A 14,009-nucleotide genomic window follows, 5' to 3' on the forward strand; every position below is an offset into this window, starting at 1 on the left:
TCATCGGCTGGCAACCCTCAGGATCCGGGATAAGTGACCGAGCCGCACGAACCGATCGACACCGGCAATAGGCCGACGACACAAGACAGCCTGATGCCTGACGCAGTGGATCAAGTCCCGGCGGGTGTGATCCTTGTCGGCGCAGGCGATCTCATACGCGCCGTCAACGCGCCAGCACTCCGAATGCTCGGGCGGACGGCCGAAGAAGTCGTCGGCGCACCGATCACCGCATTGGTTCATGGTGGAGATCTTCCAACAGTCGGTGCATTGGAGGGAGCGAAGCCGGCGGTCATTCGCTTCCTCGGTATATCAGGCACGCTTTCCATGCTCGTGTCTCTGACCCGTCTGCCGGCACGGGGAACCGACGCGACGACGATACTGACAATGCTTCCGGCCGACAGCCTCGTTTCCGAAATCGCAAGCCTGCGAAAGGACGAGACACGTTGGAAATATGCCCTTGAAAGCGCCTTGGAAGGCGTCTGGGATCACGACTTCGAAACCGGCAATCTGTTCTATTCTTCGACGTGGCGGCGTCTGCGGGGGTTGCCAGATCACGCGGAGGTCGACGGCACGCTGGACAAATGGATCGAAAACGTCCATCCGGACGACCGCGCGCACGTTCTCGCCTGCATCGAGCGGCAAGACTCCGGTGAAGTCCAGTTCAACACGTTCCAATACCGGGAGCGCCATGCGGACGGACGCTGGGTCTGGATCGAGAGCCGCGGGGCATCGGTCTCTTACGGCCCTGACGGCAAGCCGAGTCGCATCATCGGCACCGATACCGACATAACCGCGCGCAAGGAAGCGGAGGCCCGGCTCGCGGAGGTTTCGCGCCGCCTGCAATTGGCGCTCGACATTTCGAAGATCGGCGTCTTCGAGCACAATCTCGATACCGGCGTTTCGCATTGGGACGAGACCATGTTCAGGATGTATGGCCTGGACCCTGCCGGCCAAGCGCCCTCGTCTGCCGGTTGGGAGAGCGTCTTGCACCCTGAGGACAAAGCCGCCGCGATCGGACGCGTCGACGACGCGATCGCCAACGGCATGCCTTTCACCAACGCGTTCCGCATCGTCAGGCCCGATGGAACAGTTCGCCACATTCGCTCCAATGCTGCTTTCCATACCGACCTGGACGGCGCAACGAGGCTCGTTGGCGCCAATTGGGACGTGACGGATGATATCGCCCTGCAGGAGGAATTGAGGCGGGCAAAATCCGTTGCCGAGGCGCGCAACTGTGAACTTGAGGCGGCGCGTGTCAGCATCGAGTACAACGCGCTGCACGATCATCTGACGGATTTGCCGAACCGCCGCTATCTCGATCGGATCCTGACCGAGGCGCCTGTCGTCAACGCCATTCTTCATCTCGACCTGGATCGCTTCAAGCAGATCAACGATACGCTCGGCCACCAAGCCGGAGACGCAATGCTCGTTCATGCTGCGACCGTACTGAGGTCACACGCCGAGAGCGACGATTTCATCGCCCGCATCGGTGGCGACGAATTCGTCATCGTATGCCGCAGCGGCCGCGATTCGACGCAGCTCGCAGAGCTTGCCCGAGGCATCATCCAGGCATTTCGCCGTCCCGTCCCCTACGCCGGTCAACTGTGCCGCCTCGGCGCGAGCATCGGCGTTGCCCTGGGCGAAGATAGGCTTACCGATCCCAGGCAACTCTTGATGGACGCCGACATCGCGCTTTATCGCGCCAAGAGCCTCGGACGAGACCGCTTCGAACTCTTTTCCGACGAGATGCAGAACCAGATTCTGACTGCAAAGCGGATCGGTGACGAGCTCCGCGAGGCGCTCGAAAAAAGGCAGTTCGTTCCCTATTACCAGCCCCAGTTCGACGCCCGAACTCTGGAAATCACAGGCGTCGAGACCCTGGTGCGCTGGGACCACCCGGAACGTGGCGTGCTGGCGCCGATGCAGTTCCTGAAAGTCGCCGAAGACATCAATCTTCTCGCAGTAATAGACCGGATGGTCGTCGAAATGGCCCATGCCGACTTTCAAAGCTGGCAGCGCCAGGGGCTCGCGGTCCCCAAGATTTCGGTCAATATCTCCTCACGCCGCCTGCGCGACCCTCAGCTCGTCTCTGACCTGCGACAGATGAACATCCCGCATGGCGTCATGTCGTTCGAGCTGCTCGAGTCGATCTTTCTCGACGAGTTCGAGGACGAAGTTGCGGAAACGATCGCGGCCTTGAACGCGCTCGGCATCGACATCGAGATCGATGATTTTGGTACCGGTCACGCGTCGATCATCGGACTCCTCAAACTCAACCCGGCGCGCCTGAAGATCGATCGCGCACTGGTCGGGCCGGTCACTGAAAACAGCAAACAGCAAAAGCTGGTGCGTGCCATCATCGATATCGGCCATTCGTTGAACATCAAGGTGGTCGCCGAAGGGGTCGAAACGTGGGCCCACGCCGCACTTCTCGCCGATCTCGGCTGCGACGTCCTGCAAGGCTATGCTCTGGCGAAACCAATGAGCCGGCAGGATTTCGAAAAATTTGCCCAAGGCGGCTTCAACGTGCCGCGCACCTTTTCTGAAGCGCGCCGGATACGGTGACGCGTCGGCACACTGCACTTCCAGCGTCACGCAGGGCACAAAAAAGCCGCCCGATTTTGCTGCCGGGCGGCGCGTTTCTTTTTCTTGGGTTGCAGGATCAGTTGTTCTGAACCTGCTCTATCGCTTGGGCGAGAAACTCCATCATCCGCAAGCGGATTTCTTCCTCCGACTTTAGGATGCCGGCAGCGTCGAAATCGGCCTTGATCTTGCGTACCACGTCTTCGTGGCCGGTCGCCGCGAGGTCGATGGTAATGATTTCCGTCGCGTAGGCTTCCGGATCGGCCTTGTTCAAGAGACCTGCGGCCCAAAGACCGAGCAGCCTGTTGCGGCGTGCTTCCGCCTTGAACTTCAGCTCTGCGTCCAGTGCAAACTTCGCTTCGAAGCCCTTTTCGCGGTCCTGCATCGTCGTCATAAGCAAATCTCCCTCAGAATTCCTTGCCGGAAACAGTTATCGCTATAAACCAAAACACAGTGCAAGGCGAAGTTTTCGCCTTGGTGACTTTCATGATACCCTAATCTAAATCGGGGGATGGGAAGATACGCCGATTGTGAAATGCGTTCTTTTCAGATATGGACCCGCTGAGAAAATTCCAATTGCGCGACCCGAGAGCGCCACCAACCACAGAGATAAACTCCATGAATCGTCGCCGCCGTATCTACGAGGGCAAGGCCAAGATCCTTTACGAGGGTCCGGAACCGGGCACGCTGATCCAGTTTTTCAAGGATGACGCGACCGCTTTCAACAAGAAGAAGCATGACGTCATCGACGGTAAGGGTGTGCTGAACAACCGGATCTCCGAGTACATCTTCACGCATCTGAACAAGATCGGCATTCCGACGCATTTCATCCGCCGCCTGAACATGCGCGAGCAGTTGATCAAGGAAGTGGAAATCATTCCGCTCGAGATCGTCGTGCGCAACGTCGCCGCCGGTTCGCTCGCAAAGCGCCTCGGCATCGAGGAAGGCACTGTGCTGCCGCGCTCGATCATCGAATTCTACTACAAGGCCGACGCGCTCGACGACCCGATGGTGTCCGAAGAGCACATCACCGCCTTCGGCTGGGCAAGCCCGCAGGAACTTGATGACATCATGGCGCTTGCCATCCGCATCAACGATTTCCTTTCCGGTCTCTTCCTCGGCGTTGGCATCCAACTCGTCGATTTCAAGATCGAATGCGGACGCCTGTTTGAAGGCGACATGATGCGCATCGTCCTTGCCGACGAGATTTCTCCGGATAGCTGCCGCCTCTGGGATGTCGAAACCAAGGAAAAAATGGACAAAGACCGGTTCCGCCGCGACATGGGCGGTCTCGTCGAAGCCTATCAGGAGGTGGCGCGCCGCCTCGGCATCATCAACGAGAACGAGCCGCCGCGCGGTTCTGGCCCGGTGTTGGTCAAGTAATTTCGGGGATAATCGAAGTGATCAAAGCACGCGTGACCGTGACGCTCAAAAACGGCGTTCTCGATCCTCAGGGCAAGGCAATCGAGGGTGCGCTCGGGGCGCTCGGGTTTAACGGCATCGGGCAGGTTCGCCAGGGCAAGGTCTTCGATCTGCAGATCGAAACGGCAGACAAGGCCAAGGCGGAAGCCGACCTCAAGGCCATGTGCGAGAAGCTGCTGGCCAATACTGTCATTGAAAACTACACCATCTCCCTCGCCTGACGGCGGGGGAATGGCCTCCGCTGGCGATCCGCTGGTCGCCTGCGTGCTGCATGTCGCCTTAAATCGACAGCGATTCAAGGACAAAGACATGCCAGCAAATCAAAGTGCTACAGCGACCTTTGCACGTCTGATAAGACGTGCGGCGCTGTAGGTCCACTGTGCATTGAAACCGCCTCGACCTGCTCAGGCGCCGAGGCCAAGGCAAGGTATGTACGTCCCATGAAGTCTGCCGTCGTCCAGCTCCCCGGTCTCAACCGCGATCGCGACATGATTGCGGCGCTCACCAAGATCTCCGGCCATAAGCCTGTGACCGTTTGGCAGACGGAAACGGAAATTCCGGATGTCGACCTGATCGTCATACCCGGTGGCTTTTCCTACGGCGACTATCTGCGCTGCGGTGCGATCGCCGCGCGCATGCCGGTAATGCAGGCGATTAAGGCCAAGGCCGATCAGGGCGTCAAGGTTCTCGGCGTCTGCAACGGGTTCCAGATCCTGCTTGAAGCGGGCCTCTTGCCTGGGGCCCTGATGCGCAATGCTTCGCTGAAGTTCGTCTGCCGTGAGGTCAAGCTCGAAGTCGTCAACGCCGACACGTATTTCACGCGCGCCTATTCGAAGGGCCAGGTCATCCGCAGCCCCGTTGCCCATCACGACGGCAACTATTTCGCCGATGCAGAGACACTGAAGGCGATCGAGGGCAGCGGCCAGGTTGTGTTCCGTTACGCAGAAGGCACCAATCCGAACGGATCGATCAACGACATTGCCGGCGTCATGAACGCGAAAGGCAACGTGCTCGGGATGATGCCGCATCCGGAAAACCTGATCGAGGCGGCACATGGCGGCTCGGACGGACGCGGGATATTCGCCTCCGCCCTCGACGTAATCGCTGCTTAACCATCGCGCTGATAGAAGACGGCCTCCCGCCACCGACCGACGATCGAGACCGCCGATGCCTTCATTTTCCTCCGCACGCCTCACCGCGCTTGCCTGTGCCGCCGCGAGCTTCACGCTTGTCGCCGGTTGCCAATCGAATCGTCCGGCAACGCCCGCGGCGAGTTCCGCCGCGTTGCCGACCATGGAGCGCGTGGCGCTCGGCGCCAATGGTTGCTGGTTCAAGTCGGGCGACCCGGCCTTCAAGGCCTATCGCCTCGCCCCGGAACTCAACTCCTTCTCGGGCCGTCCGCGCATCCTGATCGTGCCGCGCAAGTCGCCCGAGGCGCGTCCGCTCGCGGTCATTCAGGCAGAAGGGCACCCCGCCCGCCTGCAGGCTTTCGGTCCGCTCCTCAGCGAGTCTGTCGGCACGCGCATAACGACGGATGTGCGCCGTTGGGCGGCCGGCGATGAGGGCTGCAGTTGATCGTAGGTCGCCGGGATCCCGCTCAAGGACCTGGCGGCTATGGGTTGTCATAACCTTCGACGATCGCCAGATCCATCTCCGACTTGCCCTGCCTCAGCGCCATAGCTTTCGCATACTCGGGCGAACGATAGCACTCCAGCGCCGCGCTGTAGGTGGGGAACTCGATCAAGACAATGCGCGAACGCATCTTTCCCTCGGGCGTCTCGCGTTGACCACCGCGGGCGAGAAAGCGTGCACCATACTTTCGAAAGGCATTCGCATTCTCCGCAATGTAGGCCTTGTACCCCTCCGGGTCGGTAATATCGACGGAGGCAACCCAGTATCCTTTCGACATCGCTCTTCTCCCATTCCCCAAGGAAACATGCAGCAGACCGTGTGGGGAAGGAACAATACCATCCCGGCGGCCCTGGCGACATATGCCGCCGGAGGCCGAGAACCGCGTATCGCCTACAAGAATCGCGAGCGCCAGAATGGTAGGGCTGCCTCGCGCCGTGCTTCCTCTTCCGTCACGCCGATATCGTCGAGTTGGTGCCTGCTCAGTTCGTCAAGCGCGAGGCGACTGCGCCTCACCGCCGCCAGTGCGCAATAGCGGCGCCAGAGCCGCGAGAACACATTTCGTGCCTGCCGCTGATGCTCGCAGGCGAAGTGCGCGTTGGGGGGCGCCACCGCCCGCGGTCGCAAGGATTGAATCGCAACGATTGTATTCATTGTAAACATTGTCCATTGCCATTGTATCTATTTCACCTATCGATCTAGAGATAATTGACACGGATGGCGATGCAATATAGACAATTGTCACTATGACAACTTGGCTGCCCGATATACAGCAGGGCCAAGGCCCCCTCTACGCCCGGATCGCCGATCAGATCGAAGACGCGATCGGCAGCGGGACCTTGCCTGTGGGAACGAAGCTGCCGCCGCAGCGCAATCTTGCCTTCGACATAGGCGTGACGATCGGCACGATCGGTCGAGCCTACAACATTGTCCGCGAACGAGGACTCGTCAGCGGAGAAGTCGGCCGCGGCACCTATGTCCTCGATCGCCCGGAAAGCCGCCCACCCGAGCAGGCCGATCCCCTGACGACTTCGTTGGCCGGAACGCGGCCGATCAATGCGCCGCCGGGCAAGTTGCGGTTCGACAGCACGGCCGCGCCCGACGTCGGACAGGGTGACGTTCTGGCGAAATTGCTGGGTGACATCAGCCGCGAGCACCATGCGGACATTGCGAGTTATGCCCGCAATTTCCCCGACGATTGGTTCGAGGCGGGGTGCCAATGGCTCGCGCGCGGCAATTTCCGACCGGAACCCGACCGCATCGTGCCGACGCTCGGCGCCCATGCAGCCGTCATCGCCGTGATCTCCGCCGTCACCTCGCCTGGCGACCGGATTGCGTTCGAAACATTGACCTATTCGCAGGTCAGCCGCAGTGCGGGCCTGATCGGCCGTCGGACGGCACTGGTGGAAAGCGACGAATTCGGCCTCGTTCCGGACGATTTCGAACGCGTTTGCGCCCAGCAGCATCCGAAACTTGTCTTCCTCATGCCGAGCGCCCAGAACCCGACCGTGGCCGTCATGCCGTTGGACAGGCGCTTGGCGGTGGCCGAGATCGCGCGAAAGTACGGCGTCTGGCTCGTCGAGGATGAAGTTTACGGTTCGATGACCGGCGACCGGGTGCCGCTGCTGGCGGAACTGGCACCAGAGCGGACCTTCCTCGTTGGCGGCCTGTCGAAATCCGTCGCGGCCGGCGTGCGTGGCGGCTGGGTCGCCTGCCCGCCGAACTTCAGCCAGCGCATCCGCATCGCGCACAAGATGGTGAGCGGCGGTCTTCCCTTCATTCTCGCCGAGCTTTGCGCGCGCTTGGTTCTTTCCGGCGCCGCATCCGCCTTGCGCAACCGCGCCGTCGAGGAAATCACCGCGCGTGAAACGATGGCGCGCGAAATCTTCTCCGGACTCGATTTCACTTCCCATCCGAAGGTGCCCTTTCTCTGGCTGAAGCTGCCGGATCCCTGGCTTTCGGGAACCTTCAAGCAGGCGGCGCTGCAGGAGGGCGTGCTCGTCGACGACGAGGACGAGTTCAAGGCGGGGCGCGCCGAGCGCGCTTTCCACCGCATTCGCGTCGGCTTTTCTTCGCCGCCCGAGCGGTCCGAAGTGCAGAGAGGATTTCAGGTCCTGCGGCGGCTGCTCGACAGCGGCCGCACCGGCTACGACAGCTTTGATTGAAATCAATTTTTGGAGGTGACTTTCGCGCAAGCCGCGGCAATCTATTGCTGTGCTGCGTAAAATTGATTCGGTTGAAGGATTTTTACATGGCGCATCCACGCTCGTTCGCAGGTCAGGGCAAGTTTTCCCATTTCGCAGTTGCCCTGCTCTTTTCGACCGGGCTGGCAGGCGCATCCCAAGCGGAGGCGGCAGAAGGCATTTTCGATGAAATGCGCTTCGGCGCCACCACATCGATCGGCAACGGCGACAATCACGAAAGCGGCGTCTTTCCGTCCTTCACGATCTTCTTCGATCCTCTCGGGGCCGGCAGCGCCACCGGCATTGCGGAGAAGCTCCTGCGGCCGCGTATTCACGCCGGCGCGTCGATCGCAACCTCCTCCAGCGGCGTCAACGAGGTCTATGGCGGTTTCAGCTGGAATGCCGATCTCACTGAACGGCTTTTTCTCGAACTTGGCGTAGGTGCCACCGTTCACGATGGTGACTTGAACGATGACGGCACGAGCGGACCGAAGCTCGGCTGCCGTCTGCTGTTTCGCGAATACGCGGCTGCCGGCTATCGCTTCGACAATCATTGGAATCTCTCGGCCACGCTTGAACACGCCTCGAATGCCGATCTTTGCAACGGTCCCAATGACGGCCTGACGCGTGCAGGCCTGATGCTCGGCTACAAATTTTGACGCTGCGAATTTTCTCCCGTCGTCCCCGGAAACGCGCTCCGGCGCCCTGTTGATCGACCTTATTTTTCTGTCGCGCCGCGTCGCAGCATAGGCTAAAGAAGCCGCAAAGCGCCCCCTGCAGTGCCGCGCGTCCTTATCAGACGCGCAAAGGTCGCTGTAGCAGTTGTGTCTGTTGCGGTTCGCACGCGCCGTATCCCTATGGAAGGGTTGCGCGCCGCCCGAAGGATTGACGGTCGACGATGACGATTTCCAACACCCGCCCCATCACCCCGGATCTTATCGCCTCGCACGGGCTGAAGCCCGATGAATACGAGCGCATTCTGAGCCTGATCGGGCGCGAGCCGACCTTTACCGAGCTTGGTATTTTCTCGGCGATGTGGAACGAGCACTGCTCCTACAAGTCTTCGAAGAAGTGGCTGCGGACACTTCCGACCAAAGGGCCGCGCGTCATTCAGGGGCCGGGCGAAAATGCCGGCGTTGTCGATATCGATGATGGCGACTGTGTCGTCTTCAAGATGGAGAGCCATAACCATCCCTCCTATATCGAACCCTACCAGGGGGCTGCGACCGGCGTCGGCGGCATCCTGCGCGACGTCTTCACCATGGGTGCTCGTCCGATCGCCGCGATGAACGCGCTGCGCTTCGGCTCGCCGGATCACCCCAAGACCCGCCATCTGGTGTCCGGCGTTGTGGCCGGTGTTGGCGGCTACGGCAACTCCTTCGGCGTCCCGACGGTCGGCGGCGAGGTTGAGTTCGACGCGCGTTACAATGGCAACATTCTCGTCAACGCCTTCGCCGCCGGTCTCGCGAAGAGCGATGCGATCTTCTATTCCAAGGCCGAAGGTGTAGGGCTGCCGGTGGTCTATCTCGGCGCCAAGACCGGCCGCGACGGCGTCGGCGGCGCGACCATGGCGTCGGCCGAATTCGACGAGTCGATCGAGGAGAAGCGCCCGACCGTGCAGGTCGGCGATCCCTTCACCGAAAAATGCCTGCTCGAAGCCTGCCTCGAACTGATGCAGACGGGCGCTGTGATCGCGATCCAGGACATGGGCGCGGCGGGCCTTACCTGCTCGGCGGTCGAGATGGGCGCCAAGGGCGACCTCGGTATCGAACTCGATCTCGACAAGGTGCCTGTGCGCGAAGAGCGCATGACGGCCTACGAGATGATGCTTTCGGAAAGCCAGGAGCGCATGCTGATGGTGCTGCGCCCCGAAAAGGAAGAGGAAGCCAAGGCGATCTTCGTCAAGTGGGGACTCGATTTCGCAATCGTCGGCAAGACCACGGACGACCTGCGCTTCCGCATCCTGCACCAGGGCGAAGAAGTGGCGAACCTGCCGATCAAGGAACTCGGCGACCAGGCGCCGGAATACGATCGTCCCTGGACGCCGGCAGCGACCGCCTCGCCGCTCGCCACCAACGACATCCCGCAGGCGGACGTCGCCGAAGCACTTCTTAAGCTTGTCGGCTCTGCCAATAATTCGTCGCGCCGCTGGGTGTACGAGCAATATGACACGCTGATCCAGGGCAATTCGCTGCAGCGCCCGGGTGGCGACGCCGGTGTCGTCCGCGTCGAAGGCCATGAGACGAAGGCGCTCGCTTTCTCCTCCGACGTCACGCCGCGTTATGTCGAGGCGGATCCGTTCGAGGGCGGCAAGCAGGCCGTGGCCGAGTGCTGGCGCAACCTCACGGCAACCGGCGCGCTGCCGCTCGCCGCGACCGACAACCTCAACTTCGGCAACCCCGAGCGGCCGGAAATCATGAGCCAGTTCGTCCATGCAATCAAAGGCATCGGCGAAGCCTGCCGCGCGCTCGACTTCCCGATCGTTTCGGGCAACGTGTCGCTCTACAACGAGACCAACGGCCAGGCGATCCTTCCGACCCCGACGATCGGCGGCGTCGGTCTCATCAAGGACTGGTCGAAGATGGCGCGCATCGGCTTTGCCGCGGCGGACGAGACCATCCTGCTCGCCGGTGCGCCGGAAGGCTGGGGTACGCATATCGCCCAATCGGTCTACATGCGCGACATCCATGGCCGCACCGACGGTCCGGCGCCGCATGTCGATCTCGCGCATGAACGCAAGGTGGGCGATTTCGTCCGCAGCCTGATCGAGGACGGATTGGTCACGGCCGTGCATGACTGCTCCTCGGGCGGCCTGGCGCTTGCCGTGGCGGAAATGGCGATCGCCTCGGGCATCGGCGCGACGGTCGAGGCACCCGCGGGACGCGATCCCATCCCGGTGTTCTACGGCGAGGACCAGGGCCGCTACGTCCTGACCGTCGCTGCCGGCAACGCCGAGGCGGTCGCGGCGCGGGCAAATGCCGCTGGCGTTGTCTTGCCGGTCATCGGCAAGACAGGCGGTACTGCGGTCAAGCTCGGCGACGCGAAGGCAGTGTCCATCGGCGAATTGCGCACCGCCCATGAAGCTTGGTTCCCCGAGTTCATGGCTGGCGAAATGGCGCCCGAGAACTGAGGAGCCTATCCGAGGCGGGAGAGTTCCAGACGCGCCATGTTCGATTGGAACGATCTGAAACATCTCCTCGCCTTTGTACGCGGGGGCTCCGCGGTCGCCGCCGCACGCGTCTCAACCTCAAGCAAACGACGGTGGCCCGACGCCCGGAGGCCCTGGAACGCGGCCTTTGTCTTTCTCTTTGTCCGGCACCCTGCGGCGGCATTGCCGCGGCCGGCTTCTGCATATTTGCAGACCGCGTAGGGTTCTGTGTGCAAGCAATTCAGTATTTGCTTTCCGCACCTGAATCGTGGTTCCCTGAAGCGATGAAAGGCGCCGGCAGCGGTGCAGAATAAGAAAGGGAGTTGGCGTACCATGCCCATGACACCAGGCGACATCGAAGACTTGATCAAGGCCGGGATCCCCGGTGCAAAGGTCACGATCCGCGATTTGGCCGGTGACGGCGACCACTATGCCGCCGAAGTCGTGGCCGAAGCGTTTCGTGGCAAGACTCGTGTGCAGCAGCACCAGATGGTCTACAACGCACTGAAGGGCAATATGGGTGGCGTGCTTCACGCACTCGCCCTCCAGACCAGCGCGCCGGAGTGAGCTGGAATGGCGGATCTGATCAAGGAGCTCGTCAGCGGTGTCGTCGACAGTGCGCTGAAGGAGATCCTGAAGAAGACTGGCGCGAGGCGTACCGCGACGAAGCGGACGAGGCGCCGGACCAGGAAAGCCAGTTCGGGCGGTGGTCTGCTCGCCGAGATCATCCAAGCTGCGGTCCGCAAACCCGCGAAGAAACAGGTGAGCCGTCGCCGCACGGCCGCCGCGAGGAGCAAGCTGCGCCGGCGCTCCTCGTAACGAGTGGTATCAAAGCCACATTTTGAGGACCATCAATATTTGTTGCGATTGGGTGGTGAAAATCACACGCACGCATGCTATCTAAGCCCCAATCGACATCCGGTCCTTGAAGCCGGCGCAGGAAGGAAGACAAAATGAGCGGAATTCACGATTTCATCGATAACGAAGTCAAGACGAACGACGTCGTTCTCTTCATGAAGGGCACGCCGCAGTTTCCGCAGTGTGGCTTCTCCGGCCAGGTTGTCCAGATCCTCGATTATATCGGCGTCGACTACAAGGGCATCAATGTGCTTGCCGATGCGGATCTTCGCCAGGGCATCAAGGACTATTCCAATTGGCCGACCATTCCGCAGCTCTATGTGAAGGGCGAATTTGTCGGCGGCTGTGACATCGTCCGCGAGATGTTCCAGGCGGGCGAATTGCAGTCGCATCTTCAGGGACAGGGTATTTCGGTGAAGGGTGCCGCCTGACCCGGACGGCATCTTTCCAAATATCGGGAAAGGCGGGCGACCGCCTTTTTTGATTCTGAAGCTATATTTCGATTGTCTAAATTCTAATGTGCTTCTTGAGCCACCGGCAATTTCCGGTTGCGGGGGAGCCTTCTCGATAGCCTGATATGAGCTGCCCGCGAGGGGCACCTTTCATTCAAGGGCAAAAGAAGCGGATACCGCTTCGCCCGGACCTCCGCTCGCCGCCCGTACTGACGAGCGAGCGCGTCCTACCTCCACACCCGACGTGACGACCGGCATTCGCCGGGCGTCAGTCTGTTCGGAACTTCCGACCGTATCGTTCGGGCCAGACGCGACCGGCTCCAGATGCGGAAATTCAAGCGTTGCAGCCCTTCCCCGCTCGGGGAAGCAAATCGTTTCAAGACCCGATTGCCATACCCCGGCCATCAGCAGGACAAATGAGATGACGAGGCCCATTGATCAGACCGCCACCCTCTCGGGACTGACGAAGTTCCAGTTCATCGCGCTGATGGCGATGCTGATGTCGATCAACGCGATTTCGATCGACATCATGCTGCCGGGCCTGCAGGAGATTGGCGCCAGCCTCGGCGTTGCTGACGAGAACCGTCGGCAATATGTCATCACGGCCTATCTGATTGGCATGGGCTTCGCGCAGTTGTTCTTTGGTCCGCTTTCCGATCGGCTTGGGCGTAAGGCGCCGCTGTTGGCGGGCCTCGCAATCTACGGTCTCTGTGCGCTTGCGATCGCGTTCGTGCCGACCTTCGGCGCGCTGCTCGCCTTGCGTTTTGCGCAGGGTGTCGGCGCTGCGGCGACCCGCGTGATCACGGTTTCCGTCGTGCGGGATGTTTACGGCGGTCGACAGATGGCAGAGATCATGTCCCTCGTGATGATGGTGTTCATGATCGTTCCGGTAATCGCCCCGAGCGTTGGGCAATTGATCATGATTTTTGCGGAGTGGCACATGATCTTCGTCGTCATTGCGCTCTTCGCCATGGCCGTTGCGGCGCCGGTGGTCTTGCGTCTCCGCGAGACATTGGCTCCAGCCAACCGGCGCCCTTTCACCGCTTCGGCGATACTGAACGGTTTCCGTGTCGTGCTGACGAACCGGCTCGCTCTTTGCTACACCTTGGCGACGTCGGTGTTGCTTGGAGCCCTTTTCGGCTTCGTCAATTCGGCGCAACAAATTCTCGTCGGCATCTACGGGCTCGGTATCTGGTTTCCCGCCGTATTCGCAGCCTTCGCCGGGATGATGGCGGTCGCCTCCTTTACCAATTCGCGCCTCGTCCAGCGGTTCGGCATGCGGGCACTCTCACACGCGGCGCTTATCGGTTTCACGCTGGCGAGCTTCGTCCTGATGTCCGTTTCGCTGATCGGGCCGATGCCGCTGGCGCTCTTCATGATCCTCTACGCGGGTGTGATGTTCCAGTTCGGCCTGATCGCCGCGAATTTCAACGCGATGGCGATGGAGCCGCTCGGTCATGTGGCCGGAACCGCGTCGTCCGTGCTGGGCTTCACCCAGACGATCGGCGGCGGGGTGATTGGCGCGTTCATCGGCCAGGCCTTCGACGAGACCGTGACGCCGCTTGCCGTCGGATGCTTTACCGTCGCCATTTTCGCCCTCGCATTCGTGCTGATCGCGGAGGGTGGTCGGCTTTTCAAACCACACCATCCAGCCAGTTAACCCGAAACGCGGCGTGGGGGCGTCACTCGCCCCATAGTCGACGCGCCGATATTTCCTCCCAAGCTCAGATTACG

At 61.1% G+C, this 14,009-nt stretch carries 15 protein-coding genes; 12 read left to right on the top strand and 3 right to left on the bottom strand.

The window, feature by feature from the left end:
* Positions 1-33 precede the first annotated feature (33 nt).
* Entirely contained in the window at positions 34-2,565 is a 2,532-nt protein-coding gene (locus tag QN222_RS00950; RefSeq protein WP_283964541.1) for a GGDEF and EAL domain-containing protein, read from the top strand.
* 97 nt (positions 2,566-2,662) lie between these two features.
* Here QN222_RS00950 and QN222_RS00955 read toward each other — a convergent pair whose 3' ends face one another.
* Positions 2,663-2,977, bottom strand: a complete 315-nt coding sequence (locus QN222_RS00955; protein WP_283964542.1) for an ATPase inhibitor subunit zeta — start codon at positions 2,975-2,977, stop codon at positions 2,663-2,665.
* Positions 2,978-3,201: 224 nt separating this feature from the next.
* Here QN222_RS00955 and purC point away from each other — a divergent pair, with 224 nt between their 5' ends.
* The 4 genes from purC to QN222_RS00975 all read left to right on the top strand — a co-directional run bounded on the left by purC (position 3,202) and on the right by QN222_RS00975 (position 5,580).
* On the top strand, positions 3,202-3,966 hold the full coding sequence (gene purC / locus QN222_RS00960; protein WP_180941342.1) for a phosphoribosylaminoimidazolesuccinocarboxamide synthase: 765 nt from the start codon (positions 3,202-3,204) through the stop codon (positions 3,964-3,966).
* A gap of 17 nt (positions 3,967-3,983) precedes the next feature.
* Positions 3,984-4,226, top strand: coding sequence for a phosphoribosylformylglycinamidine synthase subunit PurS (gene purS / locus QN222_RS00965; RefSeq protein ID WP_180941343.1), 243 nt, complete (start codon positions 3,984-3,986; stop codon positions 4,224-4,226).
* Positions 4,227-4,445: 219 nt separating this feature from the next.
* On the top strand, positions 4,446-5,117 hold the full coding sequence (gene purQ / locus QN222_RS00970; RefSeq protein WP_180941344.1) for a phosphoribosylformylglycinamidine synthase subunit PurQ: 672 nt from the start codon (positions 4,446-4,448) through the stop codon (positions 5,115-5,117).
* A 55-nt stretch (positions 5,118-5,172) separates the two neighbouring features.
* Complete coding sequence (locus QN222_RS00975) at positions 5,173-5,580, top strand: hypothetical protein (RefSeq protein ID WP_283964543.1); 408 nt, start codon at positions 5,173-5,175, stop codon at positions 5,578-5,580.
* Between the two features lie 37 nt (positions 5,581-5,617).
* Here QN222_RS00975 and QN222_RS00980 read toward each other — a convergent pair whose 3' ends face one another.
* Together QN222_RS00980 and QN222_RS00985 are read right to left on the bottom strand one after the other, a co-directional pair.
* Positions 5,618-5,914, bottom strand: coding sequence for a DUF1330 domain-containing protein (locus QN222_RS00980; RefSeq protein ID WP_283964544.1), 297 nt, complete (start codon positions 5,912-5,914; stop codon positions 5,618-5,620).
* Positions 5,915-6,027: 113 nt separating this feature from the next.
* Positions 6,028-6,297 (bottom strand): DUF1127 domain-containing protein, encoded by a 270-nt coding sequence (locus QN222_RS00985; protein ID WP_336620999.1) that lies wholly within the window; start codon positions 6,295-6,297, stop codon positions 6,028-6,030.
* An 83-nt stretch (positions 6,298-6,380) separates the two neighbouring features.
* Between QN222_RS00985 and QN222_RS00990 the strand changes: the two genes are divergently transcribed.
* From QN222_RS00990 to QN222_RS01020, 7 genes are all read left to right on the top strand, one after another.
* On the top strand, positions 6,381-7,799 hold the full coding sequence (locus tag QN222_RS00990; protein ID WP_283964546.1) for a PLP-dependent aminotransferase family protein: 1,419 nt from the start codon (positions 6,381-6,383) through the stop codon (positions 7,797-7,799).
* An 86-nt stretch (positions 7,800-7,885) separates the two neighbouring features.
* Complete coding sequence (locus tag QN222_RS00995) at positions 7,886-8,476, top strand: acyloxyacyl hydrolase (protein WP_283964547.1); 591 nt, start codon at positions 7,886-7,888, stop codon at positions 8,474-8,476.
* Between the two features lie 239 nt (positions 8,477-8,715).
* Positions 8,716-10,947: a phosphoribosylformylglycinamidine synthase subunit PurL gene (gene purL, locus QN222_RS01000; RefSeq protein WP_284005144.1), complete on the top strand. Its 2,232-nt coding sequence runs from the start codon at positions 8,716-8,718 to the stop codon at positions 10,945-10,947.
* A gap of 351 nt (positions 10,948-11,298) precedes the next feature.
* On the top strand, positions 11,299-11,532 hold the full coding sequence (locus QN222_RS01005) for a BolA family protein (RefSeq protein WP_180941351.1): 234 nt from the start codon (positions 11,299-11,301) through the stop codon (positions 11,530-11,532).
* A 6-nt stretch (positions 11,533-11,538) separates the two neighbouring features.
* A complete protein-coding gene (locus tag QN222_RS01010; protein WP_283964549.1) occupies positions 11,539-11,784 on the top strand; it encodes a hypothetical protein in 246 nt (81 codons plus the stop codon).
* A 134-nt stretch (positions 11,785-11,918) separates the two neighbouring features.
* Positions 11,919-12,254, top strand: coding sequence for a Grx4 family monothiol glutaredoxin (grxD, locus tag QN222_RS01015; protein WP_153440927.1), 336 nt, complete (start codon positions 11,919-11,921; stop codon positions 12,252-12,254).
* Positions 12,255-12,696: 442 nt separating this feature from the next.
* Positions 12,697-13,935, top strand: a complete 1,239-nt coding sequence (locus QN222_RS01020) for a multidrug effflux MFS transporter (RefSeq protein WP_283964550.1) — start codon at positions 12,697-12,699, stop codon at positions 13,933-13,935.
* The last annotated feature ends 74 nt before the right edge of the window (positions 13,936-14,009 follow it).

Source organism: Sinorhizobium sp. 6-70 (genome assembly GCF_030124375.1).
Lineage (GTDB): Bacteria > Pseudomonadota > Alphaproteobacteria > Rhizobiales > Rhizobiaceae > Sinorhizobium.

Coding starts and splice junctions, on each gene's coding strand:
- QN222_RS01005 (WP_180941351.1), top strand. CDS start 11,299: ATGCCCATGACACCAGGCGACATCGAAGACTTGATCAAGGCCGGGATC.
- QN222_RS00990 (WP_283964546.1), top strand. CDS start 6,381: ATGACAACTTGGCTGCCCGATATACAGCAGGGCCAAGGCCCCCTCTAC.
- purC (WP_180941342.1), top strand. CDS start 3,202: ATGAATCGTCGCCGCCGTATCTACGAGGGCAAGGCCAAGATCCTTTAC.
- QN222_RS00995 (WP_283964547.1), top strand. CDS start 7,886: ATGGCGCATCCACGCTCGTTCGCAGGTCAGGGCAAGTTTTCCCATTTC.
- QN222_RS01010 (WP_283964549.1), top strand. CDS start 11,539: ATGGCGGATCTGATCAAGGAGCTCGTCAGCGGTGTCGTCGACAGTGCG.
- QN222_RS00975 (WP_283964543.1), top strand. CDS start 5,173: ATGCCTTCATTTTCCTCCGCACGCCTCACCGCGCTTGCCTGTGCCGCC.
- QN222_RS00985 (WP_336620999.1), bottom strand. CDS start 6,297: ATGTTTACAATGAATACAATCGTTGCGATTCAATCCTTGCGACCGCGG.
- purL (WP_284005144.1), top strand. CDS start 8,716: ATGACGATTTCCAACACCCGCCCCATCACCCCGGATCTTATCGCCTCG.
- QN222_RS00980 (WP_283964544.1), bottom strand. CDS start 5,914: ATGTCGAAAGGATACTGGGTTGCCTCCGTCGATATTACCGACCCGGAG.
- QN222_RS00955 (WP_283964542.1), bottom strand. CDS start 2,977: ATGACGACGATGCAGGACCGCGAAAAGGGCTTCGAAGCGAAGTTTGCA.
- grxD (WP_153440927.1), top strand. CDS start 11,919: ATGAGCGGAATTCACGATTTCATCGATAACGAAGTCAAGACGAACGAC.
- QN222_RS01020 (WP_283964550.1), top strand. CDS start 12,697: ATGACGAGGCCCATTGATCAGACCGCCACCCTCTCGGGACTGACGAAG.
- purQ (WP_180941344.1), top strand. CDS start 4,446: ATGAAGTCTGCCGTCGTCCAGCTCCCCGGTCTCAACCGCGATCGCGAC.